This window comes from Anaerosalibacter sp. Marseille-P3206 (assembly GCF_900155565.1).
In the GTDB taxonomy this organism is placed as follows: domain Bacteria; phylum Bacillota; class Clostridia; order Tissierellales; family Sporanaerobacteraceae; genus FUHM01.
The window spans coordinates 1,134,099-1,153,453 of the sequence record NZ_FUHM01000002.1 but is presented as its reverse complement, the minus strand read 5'-3'; the positions used below and the strand labels follow the sequence as shown (position 1 = coordinate 1,153,453).

Below are 19,355 nucleotides of genomic sequence, written 5' to 3'. Positions count from 1 at the left end.
TGCAAATTTAAAATATATTCTAAATATTCTAAATAAGGCTTTAATAATTTACTATAATAGTGTATAATATTATAAAGGAGTGGTTCTATGGTAAAAATAAAGAGTAAAGAAGAAGTACTGAGAGAGTATCAGAGTAGGTATGAAGAATTAGATTCATTTTTTATCGAAGAACTTTCCAAGGAATATGACAGATATGCTGAAAAACTAAAGGATGTAGATACAAAAGAAGAAGCTATTGATATGTTTAGAAAAGAAGTCAAAAGAAACGAAAGAAGATATAAGCAAAATACTATGAATGCTTCAGAGGCTTCTCTACATGGTCAGTTTATGGACATATTAGCTCAGTATGGATTGATTAAATTTTTTAGAGACAATATATTAGAAGAATAGTAAACATGGTAAAGTTTAAACTTTACCATGTTTTTTTGATAAATAATTGTTATAATGATAAAATTATTTATATGATATTAAAATTATAGGGGAGATAATATGGCACAATTAAAAACTAATGCAATGAGAATACTTGATACAAACAATATTAAGTACAATGTATTAACTTATGATAAAAAAGATGGAAAGATTGACGGAATTTCTGTAGCACAAAAGATTGGGAAGGATCCAAAAGTAGTATATAAGACCTTGGTGGCTAATGGAAATAGTAGAGATATCTTTGTATTTATAATACCTGTAGAGGAAGAGCTGGATTTAAAGAAGGCAGCTAAAGTTACAGGTGAGAAGAAAGTTGAGATGATTCATGTAAAAGATATAAATAAGCATACTGGATATATTCGTGGTGGTTGTTCTCCTATAGGTATGAAAAAGTCTTATCCAACTTTTATTGATGAAAGTGCTACTACTCAAGGAAATATTATTGTAAGCGGTGGAAAAATAGGAGTTCAAATTGAATTATCAGTGTGTGATTTAGCTAGCATAACAGAAGGAAAGCTATGTGATCTAAAAAAGTAGCTTTTAACTTCAGAAACTATAGCAAATATAAGGTATAAAAAAGTTTAAAAAGGCAATTATAAATATAGAAAAATTATTGCATATCGTACATAAAAGTGGTATGCTAACTGTAAATTATAATATAGATTTAAAGGATGAAATACGTTCCTCTTTTGGGAATTATATGTTAGTCCATTTTAAATCTGAAAATTCTTTAAAAGGAGGAATGTAAAATGGCAGATAAGACTATTGTATGTAAAGATTGTGGTAATGAATTTGTATTTACAGAAGGTGAACAAGAATTCTACAAGGAAAAAGGGTTCGAAAATGAACCTCAAAGATGTCCAGATTGTAGAAAAAAGAGAAAACAAAGAAACAATGATAGAAAATTTAGAAGATAATTGATCTAAAACCTTATGAAAATTTTTCATAAGGTTTTATTTTCGCTATTTAAATAAAATAAATAAAAAAAACACCATAAATAGAGGAAAAGGAAAGTTTATGTAGAATATTAATAGTTAATATATATTTATGGGAGGATGAATGTAATGAAAAGGAAAAAACTTATCATAATATTATCCATATTAATTCTCATATGTTCATCTTTAATAGTTTATAATAGAGCATCATCTACAAATGCTATTACTATTCGTGTAGCAGGAGATAATAGCCACCCTCCTTATGAATATGTGGACGAGAACGGAATATACAAAGGTTTTAATGTGGATATAATGAGAGCAATAGCCATTGAAAAGGGAATAGATATTGAATTTGTACCTATGAGTTGGCATGATGCAGTAGATGCACTTAATAGTGGAGAAGTAGATATTATTCAAGGTATGTCTAAAACCCCTGAAAGAGAGAAAAAATACTTATTTTTAACACCAACTATGATCAATTCACAAGTAATATTTGTAAAAGCAGATAATAAGATTATTCAGGAACTTAAAGATTTGAACGGTTTTGAAGTTGCTTATCAAGAAAGTGATGTAAATGAAGAAGAGATTAAGAGTATTAATGGAGTAATACCTATACCTAAAAAAAATCAAACAGAAGGTTTGTTATCTTTGGTTAATGGTGAAGTACAAGCTTTTATAGGTAATAAAGAAGTTGGATTGTACAACTTACAAAAGTACAAGCAATTTAATAGTGTAAAAATAGTTGGAGAGCCTATATCTACTGTTAAATATGGCTTAGTAACTACTAAGGATAATGTAGAAATTGCAAATTTACTTAATGAAGGAATAGAGCAAATAAAAACAGATGGTACTTATGATAAAATATATAGGAAATGGTTCGGAGAACAATATATAGAAAAGAAAAATGTATTTAGTTTGTTTATTCAACAAATCAGTATTATAGGACTGATTATAGCATTGATAATTCTATTTATGTACTTATGGAACAAACAGTTAGTAAAGCAAGTTGACAAGAGAACTGTTGAATTACAGAAAGCCAATGAAAAGCTAATATCTCATCGAAATCAGATATATAATCTAGCTTATTATGACACAGTAACAGGTTTACCAAATAGATTATATTTCTTGGAGGCTTTTGAAGAGATATTGGAAGAATCAGAAGGAAAGAATCCAAATTTAGCTGTATTATATATAGATTTAGATAGATTTAAAGATATTAACGATAGTTTAGGACATGATACAGGGGATAAGGTATTGAATATAGTTGGAGTAAGGTTAAAGAATATTTTGAGACCAGGAGATTTTTTAGCTAGATTTGGAGGAGATGAATTCCTCGTACTTATGAAATACAAAGAAAATAAAAATGAGATAATAGATTTTGCAAATAAAATTATAAAAGAAATACAAGAACCTTTTTCTATATATGATGTAAACCACTTTTTGACATGTAGTATTGGAATTAGCGTTTATCCAGAAGGAGGAAAGGATGTTAACTCGTTAATTAAGAATGCAGATATGGCCATGTACAAAGCTAAGGAAATAGGGAAAAATACTTATTTTATATATTATAAACAATTAAGTGAAATTGAAATAAAAAAAGTTAAATTATTGAATCAGCTAAGGGAAGCTAAAGAAAATGATGAATTTGTATTATTTTATCAACCAAAAGTTGAAGTAACTACGGAAAAAATATTAGGTATGGAGGCTTTAATTAGATGGGACAATCCTACAGAAGGACTATTAGGACCAGTAAGATTTATACCATTAGCTGAAGAAACTGATATAATATTACCTATAGGAGAATGGGTGTTAAGAGAAGCATGTAGACAAAATAAATATTGGATAGATTCTGGCTATGGACCTATAAGGGTTTCAGTGAATATTTCTGCAAGACAATTTTTACAGAAAGACTTTGTTAAAAAAGTAGATACAATATTGAAAGAAGAAAAGCTTGATTCGAAATATTTAGAGTTGGAAATAACTGAGTCAATAGCTGTTATGAATATTGATTATACTTTAAATATTTTAAAAGATTTAAAAGATCTGGGAGTATATATATCCATTGATGATTTTGGTACTGGATATTCAAGTCTTAATTATTTAAAGGAAATGTGTGTAGATGAATTAAAAATAGATAGAACTTTTGTTAAAGACATAAATGTGAGTAATAAGAGTATGTCTATAATAAAGGCTACGATCCACTTGGCACATGAAATGGGATTAAAAGTTACAGCAGAAGGAGCTGAGACCAAGGAGCATGTTCAATTTTTAAAAGATCAGAATTGCAATCAAATTCAAGGATACTACTATAGTAAACCTGTTCCACCAACTGAAGTTGAAAGACTACTCATAAAATGTACAGAAGGTTGTTAGAGTCTGGGCTTGGTATAATAGATAGTTGAGGAGGAATGTGTTGTGAAAAAAGAAGTAAATATCAAGTATAAGGCATGTTTAGTGGCATATAAAAACTTAGATGAAAATGTAGTTGAAATAATTACTCGTTATTCTGTATACCATATTGATGAATTAAAAGATTTAGATATTTTAAATGAATTTGCATCATCAGAGAGAAATTTTAGTTTAAATGAAAGAATCGAAGTTTATTTAGAGCATTTTAAGGAAAAAGTAGAAGAAAAGATTAAAGAAGGTTATTCCTTGGATATAATTGAACTTCCAAAATCCTATGGAAGTTCAAGGGAAGATATGCTTATAGAATTTGATATTCAATTTGGAGATGATATACTAGTAGTAGATACAATGGAAATTTAGGATATAATATTAGATTACCAAGCCTAAACGAAAACATTAAATAGACTTATATAAGTTTATTTAATGTTTTTTTATAATCTATGGGACATAATAAATAAAGCAAAATAATTAAAAGAGAGGAGAAAACGATGAAAGTGGTGATGTAAATGATGTGGGAAGACAAAAGATATCATTCTTTGAACTATGAATTAAAAACAACTTTTGGAACAAAGGTAATTAAACTTTCTTTAGATGGTGGATTTACTTGTCCTAATAGGGATGGAACAGTAGGAAGTAGAGGATGTATATTTTGTAGTGAAGAGGGTTCAGGAGAATTTACGGCAAATAGGATATTATCAATTAGTGAACAGATAGATGAACAAAAAGAATTTTTATCTAAGAAATGGCCTAAGGGAAAGTATATCGCTTATTTTCAAAATTTCACTAATACCTATTCTTCTATAAAAGATTTACGAAGAAAATATGAAGAAGCACTTTCAAAAGAAGATGTAGTGGGACTAGCTATAGCTACTAGAGCAGATTGTTTACCAGAAGAAGTACTAGATTTACTTAGCGAATTAAATAAAAAGACATATCTATGGGTGGAATTAGGTCTTCAAACTATTCATGAAAAAACAGCAAAATTTATTAGAAGAGGTTATGATTTAAGTGTTTATAATAAGGGTATAGAAGAGTTAAAGAAAAGGAATATTAAAGTTGTAACTCATCTGATATTTGGATTGCCTGGGGAATCAAAGGAAGATACTTTAGAAACAGTAAAATATATAGCTAATACCAACACTTGGGGTGTTAAATTTCATCTATTATATATACAAAAGGATACAGATCTTTATGAATACTATAAAAGTTCTCCTTTTTATATATTATCAAAAGAAGAATATATCTCTATTGTTTGTGATAGCATAGAAATGCTTCCGCAAAATATGGTGATTCATCGCCTTACAGGAGACGGTAAGAAAGGATTATTGATAGAACCTAAATGGAGTCTTAATAAATTAGGCGTATTATCTGGTATAGATATGGAGTTAAAAAGAAGAGGAAGCCATCAGGGAATTAAATATTATTAATAAATATTTTATTTGCATTTTTGGGATAATAAAGATATACTTGATAGGCTAATTAAATTATGGAAGGAAGTTATAAATTTATATGGAAAAAGTAAAATTTGAAAGCATGGAACTTTCACAGGAGATAAAAAAGGCTATCTCAGATATGGGATTTGAGGAGACTTCTCCTATACAATCTCAAGCAATACCTTATATACTTGAAGGTGTTGATGTAATAGGTCAAGCACAGACTGGAACGGGAAAAACGGCAGCATTTGGTATACCTATATTGGAGATGTGTGATGAGGATGATAGACAGCTTCAAGCAATTGTACTATGTCCTACTAGGGAATTGTCTATTCAAGTAGCAGAAGAAATCAGTAGGCTTGCTAAATACAAGAGAGGTATTTATGTATTGCCTGTATATGGTGGGCAGCCAATTGAAAGACAGATAAAGGCTTTAAAAAAGGGAGTTCAAATAGTTGTTGGTACTCCAGGTAGGGTTATAGATCATCTAAGAAGGCATACACTAAAACCAAAGAGTATAAAGATGGTAGTACTTGATGAAGCTGATGAGATGTTTGATATGGGGTTTAGAGATGATATTGAACATATAGTAGATCAAATGCCAGAAGAAAGGCAAACTATATTTTTCTCTGCAACAATGCCTAAGGAAATAATGAATTTTGCAGAAAAGTTTCAAAGAGATCCCAAAATTATAAAAGTGGTTCACAAGGAGTTAACTGTACCTAAAGTAGAACAGTTTTATTTTGATATGAGAAACAATATGAAAACAGAAATACTTTGTAGGCTTATTGATATATATAATCCAAAACTTTCTCTAGTATTTTGTAATACAAAGAAGAAGGTAGACGAACTTGTAATGCAACTTCAAGGAAGAGGTTACTTTGCAGATGGACTTCATGGTGATTTGAAGCAGACTCAAAGAGATAAGGTAATGGCAACTTTCAGAAGTGGAAATATAGATATTTTGGTTGCTACAGATGTGGCAGCTAGAGGTATTGATGTTGATGATGTGGATGTTGTATTTAACTATGATGTTCCACAGGATGAGGAATATTACGTTCACAGAATTGGAAGAACTGCTAGGGCAGGTAGAAAAGGGACGGCTTTTAGTTTTGTAGTTGGAAGAGATATTCACAAACTTAAAGATATTCAAAAATACACAAAGACCAAAATAACAAGACTTGAACTTCCTACTCTTGATGATGTTGAGGAAAGTAAGATTGGTCTACTATATGATAGTATAAGACACGAATTAGACAACGAGGATCTTTCAAAGTATGTAAGTATTGTAGATAGTCTACTAGAAGAAGACTATAGTTCCATAGATGTAGCTGCAGCTATACTAAAGATGCACATGGATATGAATAAAAAAGATGGCCATGAAGATTTAAACTTAGGTAGCTATAATAATGGTGGAAAAGCAGGGATGGTTAGATTATTTATAAATAGTGGAAAAAGGGATAAAATAAGTCCTAGACATATTGTTGGAGCAATCACAGGTCAAACTAGTCTACCACGAAAAAGTGTAGGTAATATTGATATATATGATAAATTTTCCTTTGTAGAAGTACCTGAGGAGTATGTACAAGAAACTCTTGAGGGACTTAAAAATCATAGAATAAAAGGTAGAAAGATTAATGTTGAAATAGCAAAATCAAGAAAGTAGCTTTGAAAAAGTTCTTTTCTATTTAGAAAGGAACTTTTTTGTGTTCTCTTTTAAATATAAAATAATTAATTTAATTTAAAGGAGAATTTGAACATGGCGGCGTGTGGCATCTAAACAATAATTGCGAGCATTTTTACAAGGTCTAATTTTTTTAGTAGATACTCAAGAACATAGGAATCAAGACAAGGTTAACTTGATAGATAGCTTTAAAGGTTTAAAAGATAATAAGTCTATTGAATAGAGAAAGTTATATTATCACAAAAGTGCTTACCGACATAGGTGGCACTTTTGTTGTGTAAAATCTTAAGGAAATCGTAAGAACTTTTTAAGAGTTAATTAAGATATTCAAGAACATTATTATATATAATTAAATATAGCAGTTATATTTTGACATTTACATCATATAAAAAAGTGGCATAGAAAAATTCATTGGAAAGGAAGAGAAAAATGAAAAGAAAGTTTAAATTATTTTTAGTATCTATTTTAGTAGTTATTTGTTTTTTAGGCTCAATTCAGCCAATAGGAATGAATACTTCAATTGCATTAGCTGAAGGTATTAAAGATGAATTAAAAATATCACAAGTATATTCAGGATTTAAGCTAATGGAAAAGGAATATGTTGAAGATATTGATTCTACAATTTTTAATTTTGAGCATGAAAAAACAGGGGCAAGGCTTGCTTGTATTAAGAATGATGATGAAAGGAAAGTATTTGGAATTAGTTTCAAGACATTGCCAAAAGATGACACTGGAGTATATCACATTATTGAACATATTTTTGCAGGAAAGGCTGATGTTGATGTTGGAAATGCTTATACTGGATCTGATTTTACTCAATATTTTACTTTTAGTAATAAAGAAGATGAGTTTAGAAAGTATATTGGAGAATATTTAAATGCAGTATTTTCTCCTGATTTGGATGATGGTGAGATGCTTTTTATGCAGGAAGGATGGCGTTATGAAATAGATTCCCCTGAAAAAGAGTTGAATGTAAATGGTATTGTATATAATGAGATGAAAGGTAGATATTCTCCTACAGGTAAACTGTGCGAAGTTGTAGATAAATCTTTAGTTCCAAATACGATATATAGATTTGATTCAGGTGGAAATCCAATTGATATACCTAAACTTACTTATGAAGAACTTTTGAAAGCTTATAATAAAAACTATACCCCTTCTAATTCCTTTATCTATCTTTATGGAGATATGGATATTGAAAAAACATTAGAATTCATAGACAATGGTTACTTAAGTAAGTTAAAGAAGGTAGACTTTGATAATAAGATTTATAGAGAAAAACCATTTGATGAAATGAATGTTGTAGAGGATTATTATCCAGTACCAATGGGGAGTGGTGTAGAGGATGGAACATATTTTTCTATAAACTATGCCTTTGACAAAAATACAGATTATGAAACAAATATGGGATTAAATATGCTGGAGATGTTGCTTAATTCCAATGCTTCACCTTTTAAGAAGGCAATTTCAGAGAGTGGAATAGGGACTTTCCTTGGTACTGTTGGAGATGATATACAGCAGCCGATTCGAGGTATAGTAATATCCAATTCAAATGAATCTAAGAAAAATGAAGTTGTGAAAGTAGTAAATGAATCATTAAACAATATAGTGAAAAATGGTTTTGATGAGGAATTGATTAATTCTATACTTAATTCATATGAAGTGAGTATAAGAAAAGATAACTTGTCAGAAGAAAGATGGAAGAATTATATGGACGAGGCAAGAAATGCATGGTTGTACGGTGGAAATTTGATAGAGTGTTTTAAAGTGAATTCACAAATTGAGAAAATAAAGGGAAAGGCAAAAGATGGATATTTTGAAAAATTAATTCAAAAGTATATGCTGAATAACGATCATTCATCTTTTGTGGTTTTAAAGCCAAAGCCAGGGTTGGAAGAGGAAAATATAAAAAAATTAAATGATGAGCTTGCTAGCTATAAGTCAAGTTTGTCTAAAGAAGAGTTGAATGCTCTTATAAGCAAAAATAGTGAATTTAAAAAATGGCAAGAAGCTTCTTTAAAACCTAAAGAGGAAGGACCATCCAAAATTAATTTAGAATATAAAAAGGTTGAAGAAATACCAATAGATATAAAAGAATTAGATGGGATGAAAGTATTAAGTCATCCAATATATACAAATGGAGTTCAATATGTAAATCTATACTATGATGCAACCAAAGTACCACAAGATAAACTAATGTATTTAATGCTGTTAACTAGGGTTCTAGGAAATGTAGATACTGAAAATTATAGTTATAATCAAATTAATAATGCTATATATACTTATACTGGTGGGGTTACCGTTGAAACAATAGCATTTGAGGACAGTAAAAGTAAAGACAATTTTTATCCTAAAGTACTAATATCTTTTAACACACTAAAAGGTAAATTAGGTAATGCATTTGACTTATTAGATGAAATAACTAATAAAAGTAATTTTGATGATAAGGATAATTTAAAAAATCTGATTGAACAGATAAAAACAGGAATTCAATTTGAAATAGAAGGTGATCCTTTTAATTTTCTTTTATCACAGGTTTCGTCTTATGATTTTCAATGTGGAAAATATAAGAATTTAAACTATATTCCTTTTTATCAGTTTATTTGTGATCTAGATAAAAACTTTGATACGAATTCAGATGAAATCATTAAGAATCTTAAAGAAGTAAGAAATATAGATTATTATGGTTTTTAATTTCTCTATCAATATTTTTTATAGGATTATTATTTAGAAGAAGGTATGAATGTGGACTAGGTAGTTCATTGTTAATCAATATGAAAAGTAAAGGATTAGTAGTTTTAACTATACTGGTTATTTTAGGAAGTGGATTTACTTATGCTAAAGAACCTTATACCATGGAATTGATGGATGATTTGGATATATCCATAGATGAAAACATATATTTAGATGGTATCTATCCAGAAATTAAATTTGACACTGAAAATGGAGTAATGGATGCTCATATTTCATATGATTTCGTAAATAATGGTTCAAATAAAATAAATTTTAATACAAATGATGGACTAAAAATAAAATCTTTAAAAGTTAATGGAAAAGATTTAGCATATCAAAAAAATAAAAATAAAAGTGTTATTGAAGTATCTATACCCGATGTAGAAAAGATAAATATAGAAATTATCTATAGTGGAAAAGTTAAATGTGATAAAGATGGTGTTGGAGGAAGTATGCCAGGATATATTTCTAGGGAAAGTATTTATCTACTTGAAGTTTCAAATTGGATTTTTAGACCATTAGTTGCAGAGGCAGATATGATAGATATTTGTGGACACTATATAGCACCAGATTATTTAACAATGGTTGTACCTGGTAAGCTTGTAGATGTAGAAACAATTGATGGCAATAAAAAGTGGATATTTGAGTACAGTTCTCATACTGTAGATATTGGAGCATTTGCTGCTAGATATGAGAAAACTCAAATTGAGGTTAATAATATGACAATTGAGTTTTACTATACACCAAAACATAAAGAATATGTGGATAACATGAAAATAGCAGAACATATAAAAGGTATAATGGAGTATTATGTCCAAAATATTGGTGAGTATTATTCAAATGAATATCCACTAAAGATTGCTGAAGTTTCTATATATAAGCGAGGAGGTCATTCTTCTGAAAATGTTATAACCTTTTCAGAAAACACTATAAATCGTGACATTAGTATGTATTCTATTTTAAATAAAAATGGAGATATTGAAGATCTTTGGAAAGTAGATATTTATGCAGATGACTTAAATCTCATAGCTCATGAAATGGCACATCAATGGTGGGGGACTGGTGTAAATGTGATAAAAGATACTCCTTGGTCAAGTGAAGGACTTGCAAATTATTTTTCATATAAATATATACAAAAAGAATTTGGGGACATGGTTTCTTCTAACGTTTTTCTAGGTGCATGGAAACGAAGAGTAGATGAACTTAAAAATTATTATTATATAAAGAATGATGATATGAAAGAAAAATTAAATGAAAAATTTATAAAATCATTGGAAATGGAAAAAAGAAAAGCTGAATTGTATTATTTAATGCCTCTTAAATTTGTGAAGGAAGAAGAAATTCAAGGAGAGAAAGTCTTTTTAGAAGGAATACAGGGAGTGTATAGAAGACATTTGTTGAAAGATTTAACTTATGATGATTTTCTTCAAGAAATGAACCTTACTAAGGGGCCATTAAAATTAAAATCTCTATTTCCTGGATTGGTAGCTGTTCCTGGAAAGTTGAAAGTTTTGTAACCAGTTTTTATTCGTTCTTCAAAAGATACTGTGAAATACATGTCCCCTTCATAATTTCCACGTGTCACTTTTACATAAAATTTCTGCCTATCCTTAGTAGCATCACATTTTGAATAAATAAATGGAATATATCCTGGTTTTACTGGGCCATTGTTAGTATCTATTAATTGCTCTGCATTATTGAAAATTTCAATTTCCATTCCCGAGTATTCATCTCTATAATCTGCTTTAGCCATTATTCTTTCTCCAGAATCGACTGTAAAGGAATAGTAAGCTTCATTTTCCCCTGCTGGTAAAATAGTCATTCCATATTTATACTTCCAATACCCAAAATTATACGCAGTTTCAAAAGAATTATTTCCAGTTATAGATTCAGAAGCATAACTTTTATTCATGGGAATAGACACGAATAAAGAAAACATTACTGCTAATAAAATTGTTAATTTAGATAGTCTTTTCTTTTTAATCATACCATAAAACCTCCTTTTTTTAATTCATAATATTTGGAATTATACTTGTCAATATATTTATACCCGTTGTTATAAATTACCAAACATTAAAATACTTTATATTGAAATATATTTATAAAAATACATAAACAAGTATATAAAAAAAACTTCATGCCGATAACATATGTAGAAGAAAGTGCAGGAGGGATAGAGATGAAAGTTAATGGTATTGGAATAAATAGCTCATACAATATTTATAGTAAGAGCAATATAAAAGAAGATGCTTCGAAAACGGAGATAAAAAGTAGAAACAAATATTATGGAAAAGAAACTTGGATGGCTGAAAAGACAAGAGAAAAGTATGATAGATTGTATAACGAAACTAAACATATGAGCAGAGAAAAACGAAGAAGGTATATTTCTCAAAGATATTTTGATTCGTCTGCACCTCATTATATTCATGGTTTGACGGAAAAAGAAAGATCTAGTTGTTTTCAGTTTGAAAGAGATTATGATTATCATTATAAAAGACATTATGAACAAGGGAGTGAAATGAATAGCTTTTGTTTACACGATCCAATGTTTCGAGGAATTACAGTTGATGGACTTGTAGAAAGTGAAAAACAAAAACTTCATAACAGAAATATGATAAATCAGCAAATTCAAAATATACTAGATAAAAATAATATTACAATTCCCAAAGGACAAAGATTAACTTTTTCCATAGATCCATTTAATTATATAATAACGATAGAAGGACTTGAAGATGAAAAGGCGAAGAATTTAATTGAAGCAGTATTAAACGAAGGGAATAATGGGAGGGAATTATTTTACCATATTTCACATACCTTAAAAGCTAATTCACCACAGAAAACGAAAGAGATATATGAAAAGTATCTATTAATGAGGGAAATAAAGAAATACACAGGATTAAATATAAATAATCTTGAAGTTAAAAATGGGAAATTTGTAACAGAAGATGGTCGAAGCCTTATGGATTTATATAAAAATGGTGTAAGAAATGCAAAATATGTAGATGATTATCATAAAGGCTCTGTAATATCCTTCTATGGTTCTTTACTAAATAAATATGCTAAAAAAGGCATAAATTCCGTTCCAGACATGGTACTAAAAATAGACTGGCGAGATGGAAGCTTAATGGATATAGATACAGTCTATGGATATGGAAAAGGACAAGAAAAATGGATAGAGGATTTAGAGACTAGATTCGGATAAAATATAGTATAAGTTAAAGAGATAAGTTTAAAGAATTTCCATAAGAGGTGTTTTAAGCAGATAATTAGGTAAAGATAGTAGATAATCAGGGTCAAATTTGAAATGTTTTATTATTATTTCAAAATTGACTCTATTTTTTGTAACTTTTATCTCTATTTTTCGAATATATAGTGGAGAGTGATTAAAATGGTGAAACTGTTTGCTTTGTAATAAAATTATATAAGGCTAGACCAAAGAGAAGTAAAACTATTAGAGAGAAAAACAGTAGTGTAGTTGGAGGTGAAAAGGTGGATGAACAACTAGAACTATTGAAAGATGGAAATGAACAATCTTTTGAAGAGTTTGTAAATATGCATAGAAATGAAGCTACAACTTTTGCAGTAAGTATATTGAAGGATTACCATACTGCTGAAGATATAGTACAAGATAGTTTTGCTACTTTTTTTGTATATAGAGAAAGGCTTAAAAGCTATAGTACCTCAAAAGCATATTTATTTTCCATTATTCACAACAAAGCAGTTGATTATATTAGAAAAAATAATAGAAATGTGACTTTAGATATTGGAGCGATGTCTACCTTTTCTCCTGAAGAACAAATGTTAGATAAAGAGCGAAGAGAAGGCTTTATGAAAAGTTTTAATAATTTAAATGTTAAACAGAAAAAAGTACTTTATCTATATGCCTTTCAAGAATTGTCTTATAAGGAGATATCAGAAGTATTGGGAATAAGTTTAGCTCAAGTAAAAATAACTATATTTCGTGGAAGGAAAAGATTAAAAGAGCTATGCAATGACGAATTTAAATAATAGGAGGTGGACTAAATGAATGGTAAAAATGATAATCGCAAATATTTAAATGAAGTTTGGAATCGTGTTAGAATTTTAGAATATGATAAGGCTCAACTTGAGAAGGTTAGAAAAAACAAAAGAGTATTGAGAAAAATACAACTTCGCTGGTTAATATCCATATTTGGAATTTCAACTGTTTTAGCATTAACTTTATATTTAAAGTTGGGTTTTGAGATATTATCGTTGACAATATCTACTTTCATTTTTTTGATTGCTTCTCAACTTTATGAATATCTTTCATTTAGAGAGATAAGGAGGAAAATTTACTATGAACATTGAGGCTATAAATCTTACAAAGGATTATGGTTCTAATAGAGTTTTAGATAATATAAATCTAAATATAAATAAAGGACTTCATGGACTTTTGGGACCAAATGGTGCTGGTAAGACAACTTTTATGAGAATACTGTCAACTCTGATACCTAAAACTTCAGGAGAGGTTTATTTTGATGGAATAAGTGTAGAAAATAAAAAAGAAATAAGAAAGATAATTGGATATCTTCCACAAGAATTTTCTTTTTATCCTAATTTTACAGTATACGAAATTTTGGATTACTTTGCTGCACTTTCAAATAAAAAAATTTCTAGAAATGAAATTTTAGATAAATTAGAGCAAGTACATCTTGAGCATTTGTTTAAGGTAAAGGTGAAGACTCTTTCAGCAGGAATGAAAAGAAGACTTGGAATAGCAGTGGCAATGGTAGGGGAACCACAAGTATTGATAGTTGACGAGCCAACAGTAGGACTTGATCCAGAAGAAAGGATTAAAATAAGAAATATGCTCTCTGATATAGGAAAAGATAGAACAGTATTGTTGTCAACTCATGTTGTTGAAGATATAGATTTAAGTTGTAATACTTTACTAGTTTTAAATAAAGGCAAAGTTGTATATGATGGTACAGTTAAAAGTATGATTGAACAAGAAAGCCCTTCTTTAGATGCAGAGTTAGTATCTCCGACATTAGAAGATGCTTATATGAAATTTATAAAGGAGGTGTAGGCTTATGTTTGGAAAGATTTTTTTCAAAGAACTAAAATACCAATTTACAAGTCTTACTATTATTATTTTAATAGTATCTACTTTTTTATTTTATGATACTCAATTTATTGGGGATTTAAAAAGAGATTGGGTAAAGCCTATATCCCCTAGGACAGATACTAAAGCTGTTGAGGAAAAAAAAGAATACGAAGCTATTCTCAAAGAAGATAAGGTTACCAATTCTTATGCTAGACTCTTTGCTGATTACATTGGAATAGGATTAGGTTTTTTCATGGTATTTGTTACTGCGTTTACCCTTGTTAGGGATAAAAGATATGGCTCTAATGAACTTATATATACTAGAGAAGTTTCTTCCCTTAAATATGTAGGAGGAAAGTATTTAGCTGATGTAATTACAGCTTTAATTATAGTATTGGTAGTAGCAGGTCATGCTACATGGCTGTTTCATGGTTTTTCAAAGTTAACTGGGGATAGTATTTCATATACAGCTTTTTATAAGTATACAATATTGTGGATTTTACCTACAATTATGTTTGTCGCATCTTTAAGCTATGTACTTCAAGTTGTCTTTGATAATGGTATAGTACCTATCATAATACAGTTTATTTATTGGATGTATAGTATAGATATACACAATAATCAAATTACAAAATATATAATTAGGTTCAATGAGATAGCTCCCTATTCGCAGTTTCAGCCTTTAGAGCATACTATATTCGTAAATAGAATTTTCTACACATTGTTATCAATAGTATTACTTTTTGTAGCAGTAAAGCTTTGGGATAGAAAGAGAGGTAAATTTTAAAACCCAAGGGGTTTTATTTGTGTTATAATTTACAGGGTGGCGGAGGGATGTTTTGTTTGCCACCTATAAAATGAGACAATGAACCTGTCCCCCTGACTTACAAGGAGAAAACTAAAATGGATATATTAATTGGATTAGTAGTATCATCTATAATGCTTATATATTCTGTTGTAAAAGATGTATTTATAGGAATACCCCTAACATTATGTCTATTTATTTTCTGTACTATTGCTCACAGAAGAGATTATCCTTTTAAGGAGATTTTTAAAATTGCTTACAAGGGAGGAGAAAAATCGTTCATTGTAGGGAAGATCCTGTTACTAATAGGTATGGTTACAGCTTCTTGGATGGCATCAGGAACAGTAGAAGGGATGGTTTTCTATGGTATAAAGTTCATGAACCCAAGTTTTTTTATAGTGTATACATACATTATATGTACTTTGGTATCTTACATAATGGGTACAGCCTTTGGAACTGTAGGGACTATAGGTTTAAGTCTTATGTGTATTGCTAGAATTGGGAATTTAAATCCTAATATAGTTGCAGGGGCAATAGTTTCTGGAGCATATTTTGGAGATAGATGCTCACCTATGTCATCAAGTGCAAATTTAATAGCCAATTTAACAGACACAGATATATATACAAATATTAAAAATATGATTAAGACTACAATTGTTCCAGTATTACTTTGCATTTTAATTTATTTTCTATTTTCTTTAAAATATCCATTAAATCTTGTGGAAAAGGGGATAAATGAAGAAATACTTAAATATTATAAAATTAGCATTATAGTATTATTACCTGCCATATTAATTCTTGTATTAAGCATATTTAAAATAGATGTAAAAAAGTCCATGTTATTAAGTATAATTTTAGCATTTATAATTAGTTGTTTTTATCAAGGTGTAGGAATAAAAGACTTCTTATATTATTTAGTTTTTGGTTATAAAATACCTAGTGATACTTTCCTTTCCTCTATTATTAAAGGTGGAGGGATTGTTTCTATGTTGGGAGCTATGTATATAACTTTTGTATCTTGTGCCTTGGCAGGTGTTTTGGAAGGAACAAATTTACTTTCAAATGTACATAAGCTGCTTAAAGGTGTAGATTCTAGATATAAACTTTTTATTTATACATGTATTTGCAGCATTATTACAGCTGCTTTTGGGGCGAATCAATCGATAGCTATAGTTTTGACTATTCAATTAATGAGTGAGATATATAAGGATATGAATTTAGACAAATATCAATTTGCTCTAAACATAGAAAATAGTGCAGTGGTCATATCACCTCTTATTCCTTGGAATATATCAGGACTTATACCAGCTGCAACCTTGAGTGTTAGCAGTGTAAAATATATTCCCTATGCCTTCTATATTTGTCTTGTGCCAATTGTAACAATTATGCATTTAAAACTTGTGAATATGAAAAAAATCAATGCAGGCTAGTTATTTAGCCTGTAATTATTTTGTAAACCAATTGTAACCACTTTATTGGCAAGGATATGTATAATTGTTTTAAAGATAGAAAAATCAACAATATTTGTAGGGAGATGAAGAAATGTTTAGAAAAAATATAACTTTAATAGTGGCGGGATTATTATTGGCAACTACTCTTACTGCTTGTAGCCCTAAAACTAATGTTAATAAAGCTGAAGCAGAAAAGATTGAAGAAAGTGTAAAGACAAATAAGGAAGTAGAAGAAAAAAATACTAACGAAGAAAATAGAGGCAAAAAAGTAGCTATTGAAGAGATAAAGAATTATTTTGATGTAGATATTGATAGCACATATGAGCTAAAAGCAAACTATTATGACTATGGTGATGATAGTAAATATCATCAATATCTATTTTGGAATGATTCAAGTACTTTTGATATTAGAGTTAGCGAAAAAGAAGACAATGCTTTTTATTTAAAACAAATACTACCAGAAAAAAACAATGGTAAGTCATTGAATAAGGATGAAGCAGAGGCATTGAGTAAAGAGTTTATAAAGGATAAATTAGGTGATAAAGCTAATAAGCTAGTTCTTGTAGATACTAGTTATGAAGTTGAAAAAAACACAGATAATATTGAGTTTTATGTTTTTGAGTACAATTTAAAGGATAATGAAAGTAGTGGAGTGTTTATAAAAGTAGATTGCTATAACAATTATATAACTGAAATCACATTATTTAACTAATAAAATATCAGACGAGGGATACCTTGTCTGATATTTTATTTTCACACTTATTCCTATAAAAGCATAATATATATTGAATTAAAATATAGGAAGGTGATAATAATCATGGATTTTAATAGATCTCAACGAACATGCCCTGCAGGAAGTTTTGCTTATACAATAAGAGCAGGAGATACTCTATATTTGTTAGCACAAAGATATAATACAACAGTGAATGCAATAATTGCAATAAACCCAGGGATTAACCCCAACAATTTACAGATAGGTCAAGTAATATGTATTCCAAGTGCAGCACCTCCTGTACCACCATGCCCAGGTGGAATCCTTTACACTATAAGGGCTGGAGATACTTTCTTTAAAATAGCTCAACAATACAATATTACCGTAGATGCACTTATGAGAGCAAATCCAGGTGTAGATCCAAATAATTTACAAATAGGTCAAGTGATTTGTATCCCTATATCAGCACCTCCAACACCTACTTGCCCTAATGGATTTTTATATACAATAAGAGCAGGAGATACATTATATCTATTAGCACAAAGATATAATACAACAGTTCAAGCTATAATAGCAGCAAACCCTGGGATAAATCCAAACAATCTTCAAATAGGTCAAGTAATTTGTATTCCTAGAAGCTAAAAAAAAGTAAACATGTCCACTATAGGGCATGTTTACTTTTGTATTTGTTCACATTTATACACTTAAGTGCATAAAATATATTGAAGAAATTTAGAAAGAAAGGTGGTTAAATGATGAATTATTATCGTTCGCAAAAATATTGCCCTGTAGGAAGTTTTCCTTATACAATTAAATCGGGTGATACGCTATATTTATTAGCGCAAAGATACAATACAACAGTTGAAGCTATAATGGCTATAAATCCAGGAATAGATCCATACAATCTACAAATAGGGCAAGTAATCTGTATCCCAAGTGTTTCACCACAACCTCTACCTCCATGTCCAAATGGGTTTTATTACACAATAAAGTCAGGGGATACTTTTTATAAATTATCAATACAATTTAATGTACCATTAGAGGCAATTCTAAGAGCAAACCCAGGAGTAGATCCATACAATTTACAAATAGGGCAGGTAGTATGTATACCAAGAGCACAGCCAGTACCTCCAACACCTCCAGTACCTCCATGTCCAGGTGGATTCTACTATACAGTAAGAGCAGGGGATACGCTATATAGTATAGGTCTAATGTACAATGTAACAGTTCAACAACTAATAGCAGCAAACCCAGGAATAGATCCAAATAATCTACAAATAGGTCAAATCATTTGTATACCAATGCAAAAACCAGTACCTCCATGTCCAGGTGGATTTTATTATACAATAAAGGCTGGAGATACTTTGTATAGTATTGCTCGAATGTTTAATATAACAGTACAAGAGATAATAGCAGCAAACCCAGGAATAGATCCAAATAATTTACAAATAGGTCAAATCATCTGCATACCAAGAATACAACCAATACCTCCATGTCCAGGTGGATTCTATTATAGAATAAAACCAGGAGATACTCTATACAAGATAGGTCAAATGTACAATGTAACAGTGCAACAATTGATAAAAGCAAACCCAGGGATTGATCCAAACAATCTACAAGTGGGTCAAATCATCTGTATACCAAAATCAATGCCATGTTCTGAAAGTTTAGATGAAGAAGAAGAATAAATAAATAA

Annotated in this window: 19 protein-coding genes; 18 read left to right on the top strand and 1 reads right to left on the bottom strand. The window is 29.5% G+C overall.

The features are described 5' to 3' along the window. Positions 1-87: 87 nt before the first annotated feature. The 9 genes from BQ9840_RS06940 to BQ9840_RS06900 all read left to right on the top strand — a co-directional run bounded on the left by BQ9840_RS06940 (position 88) and on the right by BQ9840_RS06900 (position 11,140). Positions 88-390, top strand: a complete 303-nt coding sequence (locus BQ9840_RS06940; RefSeq protein ID WP_077369096.1) for a hypothetical protein — start codon at positions 88-90, stop codon at positions 388-390. A 99-nt stretch (positions 391-489) separates the two neighbouring features. Then, the gene (ybaK, locus tag BQ9840_RS06935) at positions 490-966 is read left to right on the top strand and encodes a Cys-tRNA(Pro) deacylase (protein ID WP_077369095.1); all 477 of its coding nucleotides are present in this window, start codon (positions 490-492) and stop codon (positions 964-966) included. 212 nt (positions 967-1,178) lie between these two features. Next, positions 1,179-1,346, top strand: coding sequence for a zinc-ribbon domain-containing protein (locus BQ9840_RS06930; protein WP_077369094.1), 168 nt, complete (start codon positions 1,179-1,181; stop codon positions 1,344-1,346). A 147-nt stretch (positions 1,347-1,493) separates the two neighbouring features. Further along, positions 1,494-3,737 (top strand): EAL domain-containing protein, encoded by a 2,244-nt coding sequence (locus tag BQ9840_RS06925; protein WP_159436098.1) that lies wholly within the window; start codon positions 1,494-1,496, stop codon positions 3,735-3,737. Positions 3,738-3,779: 42 nt separating this feature from the next. Then, positions 3,780-4,133 carry a hypothetical protein gene (locus BQ9840_RS06920; protein ID WP_077369092.1) on the top strand — a complete coding sequence of 118 codons (354 nt, stop codon included), beginning with the start codon at positions 3,780-3,782 and terminating at the stop codon, positions 4,131-4,133. A gap of 146 nt (positions 4,134-4,279) precedes the next feature. Beyond that, positions 4,280-5,200 (top strand): TIGR01212 family radical SAM protein, encoded by a 921-nt coding sequence (locus tag BQ9840_RS06915; RefSeq protein WP_234978634.1) that lies wholly within the window; start codon positions 4,280-4,282, stop codon positions 5,198-5,200. Between the two features lie 82 nt (positions 5,201-5,282). Beyond that, complete coding sequence (locus BQ9840_RS06910; protein WP_077369091.1) at positions 5,283-6,872, top strand: DEAD/DEAH box helicase; 1,590 nt, start codon at positions 5,283-5,285, stop codon at positions 6,870-6,872. A 447-nt stretch (positions 6,873-7,319) separates the two neighbouring features. After that, positions 7,320-9,584, top strand: a complete 2,265-nt coding sequence (locus BQ9840_RS06905; RefSeq protein ID WP_077369090.1) for an insulinase family protein — start codon at positions 7,320-7,322, stop codon at positions 9,582-9,584. 80 nt (positions 9,585-9,664) lie between these two features. Further along, a complete protein-coding gene (locus tag BQ9840_RS06900; protein ID WP_143254319.1) occupies positions 9,665-11,140 on the top strand; it encodes a M1 family aminopeptidase in 1,476 nt (491 codons plus the stop codon). Here BQ9840_RS06900 and BQ9840_RS06895 read toward each other — a convergent pair. Beyond that, positions 11,050-11,610, bottom strand: a complete 561-nt coding sequence (locus BQ9840_RS06895) for a hypothetical protein (RefSeq protein ID WP_077369088.1) — start codon at positions 11,608-11,610, stop codon at positions 11,050-11,052. The two genes, BQ9840_RS06900 and BQ9840_RS06895, sit on opposite strands and share 91 nt — an antisense overlap. Positions 11,611-11,802: 192 nt before the next feature. Here BQ9840_RS06895 and BQ9840_RS06890 point away from each other — a divergent pair, with 192 nt between their 5' ends. The 9 genes from BQ9840_RS06890 to BQ9840_RS06850 all read left to right on the top strand — a co-directional run bounded on the left by BQ9840_RS06890 (position 11,803) and on the right by BQ9840_RS06850 (position 19,347). Then, a complete protein-coding gene (locus BQ9840_RS06890) occupies positions 11,803-12,825 on the top strand; it encodes a DUF4885 family protein (protein ID WP_159436097.1) in 1,023 nt (340 codons plus the stop codon). A gap of 287 nt (positions 12,826-13,112) precedes the next feature. Continuing rightward, positions 13,113-13,631, top strand: coding sequence for an RNA polymerase sigma factor (locus tag BQ9840_RS06885; RefSeq protein WP_077369086.1), 519 nt, complete (start codon positions 13,113-13,115; stop codon positions 13,629-13,631). A gap of 15 nt (positions 13,632-13,646) precedes the next feature. Further along, positions 13,647-13,952: a hypothetical protein gene (locus tag BQ9840_RS06880; protein ID WP_077369085.1), complete on the top strand. Its 306-nt coding sequence runs from the start codon at positions 13,647-13,649 to the stop codon at positions 13,950-13,952. Then, entirely contained in the window at positions 13,942-14,673 is a 732-nt protein-coding gene (locus BQ9840_RS06875; RefSeq protein WP_077369084.1) for an ABC transporter ATP-binding protein, read from the top strand. Before BQ9840_RS06880 ends, BQ9840_RS06875 begins: the two co-directional genes overlap by 11 nt. A 4-nt stretch (positions 14,674-14,677) precedes the next feature. Beyond that, on the top strand, positions 14,678-15,478 hold the full coding sequence (locus BQ9840_RS06870; RefSeq protein WP_077369083.1) for an ABC transporter permease: 801 nt from the start codon (positions 14,678-14,680) through the stop codon (positions 15,476-15,478). Positions 15,479-15,594: 116 nt separating this feature from the next. Then, entirely contained in the window at positions 15,595-16,926 is a 1,332-nt protein-coding gene (locus BQ9840_RS06865) for a Na+/H+ antiporter NhaC family protein (protein WP_077369082.1), read from the top strand. 112 nt (positions 16,927-17,038) lie between these two features. Beyond that, positions 17,039-17,659, top strand: coding sequence for a hypothetical protein (locus BQ9840_RS06860; protein WP_077369081.1), 621 nt, complete (start codon positions 17,039-17,041; stop codon positions 17,657-17,659). Positions 17,660-17,764: 105 nt separating this feature from the next. Continuing rightward, positions 17,765-18,301 carry a LysM peptidoglycan-binding domain-containing protein gene (locus BQ9840_RS06855; protein WP_077369080.1) on the top strand — a complete coding sequence of 179 codons (537 nt, stop codon included), beginning with the start codon at positions 17,765-17,767 and terminating at the stop codon, positions 18,299-18,301. Between the two features lie 113 nt (positions 18,302-18,414). Next, positions 18,415-19,347: a muramidase family protein gene (locus BQ9840_RS06850; RefSeq protein WP_234978633.1), complete on the top strand. Its 933-nt coding sequence runs from the start codon at positions 18,415-18,417 to the stop codon at positions 19,345-19,347. The last annotated feature ends 8 nt before the right edge of the window (positions 19,348-19,355 follow it).

Bases quoted from the DNA above. Each gene is read 5' to 3' on its own strand.
- BQ9840_RS06940 (WP_077369096.1), top strand. From the start codon at position 88: ATGGTAAAAATAAAGAGTAAAGAAGAAGTACTGAGAGAGTATCAGAGT.
- ybaK (WP_077369095.1), top strand. From the start codon at position 490: ATGGCACAATTAAAAACTAATGCAATGAGAATACTTGATACAAACAAT.
- BQ9840_RS06930 (WP_077369094.1), top strand. From the start codon at position 1,179: ATGGCAGATAAGACTATTGTATGTAAAGATTGTGGTAATGAATTTGTA.
- BQ9840_RS06925 (WP_159436098.1), top strand. From the start codon at position 1,494: ATGAAAAGGAAAAAACTTATCATAATATTATCCATATTAATTCTCATA.
- BQ9840_RS06915 (WP_234978634.1), top strand. From the start codon at position 4,280: ATGATGTGGGAAGACAAAAGATATCATTCTTTGAACTATGAATTAAAA.
- BQ9840_RS06910 (WP_077369091.1), top strand. From the start codon at position 5,283: ATGGAAAAAGTAAAATTTGAAAGCATGGAACTTTCACAGGAGATAAAA.
- BQ9840_RS06905 (WP_077369090.1), top strand. From the start codon at position 7,320: ATGAAAAGAAAGTTTAAATTATTTTTAGTATCTATTTTAGTAGTTATT.
- BQ9840_RS06900 (WP_143254319.1), top strand. From the start codon at position 9,665: ATGAAAAGTAAAGGATTAGTAGTTTTAACTATACTGGTTATTTTAGGA.
- BQ9840_RS06895 (WP_077369088.1), bottom strand. From the start codon at position 11,610: ATGATTAAAAAGAAAAGACTATCTAAATTAACAATTTTATTAGCAGTA.
- BQ9840_RS06890 (WP_159436097.1), top strand. From the start codon at position 11,803: ATGAAAGTTAATGGTATTGGAATAAATAGCTCATACAATATTTATAGT.
- BQ9840_RS06880 (WP_077369085.1), top strand. From the start codon at position 13,647: ATGAATGGTAAAAATGATAATCGCAAATATTTAAATGAAGTTTGGAAT.
- BQ9840_RS06875 (WP_077369084.1), top strand. From the start codon at position 13,942: ATGAACATTGAGGCTATAAATCTTACAAAGGATTATGGTTCTAATAGA.
- BQ9840_RS06870 (WP_077369083.1), top strand. From the start codon at position 14,678: ATGTTTGGAAAGATTTTTTTCAAAGAACTAAAATACCAATTTACAAGT.
- BQ9840_RS06865 (WP_077369082.1), top strand. From the start codon at position 15,595: ATGGATATATTAATTGGATTAGTAGTATCATCTATAATGCTTATATAT.
- BQ9840_RS06860 (WP_077369081.1), top strand. From the start codon at position 17,039: ATGTTTAGAAAAAATATAACTTTAATAGTGGCGGGATTATTATTGGCA.
- BQ9840_RS06855 (WP_077369080.1), top strand. From the start codon at position 17,765: ATGGATTTTAATAGATCTCAACGAACATGCCCTGCAGGAAGTTTTGCT.
- BQ9840_RS06850 (WP_234978633.1), top strand. From the start codon at position 18,415: ATGAATTATTATCGTTCGCAAAAATATTGCCCTGTAGGAAGTTTTCCT.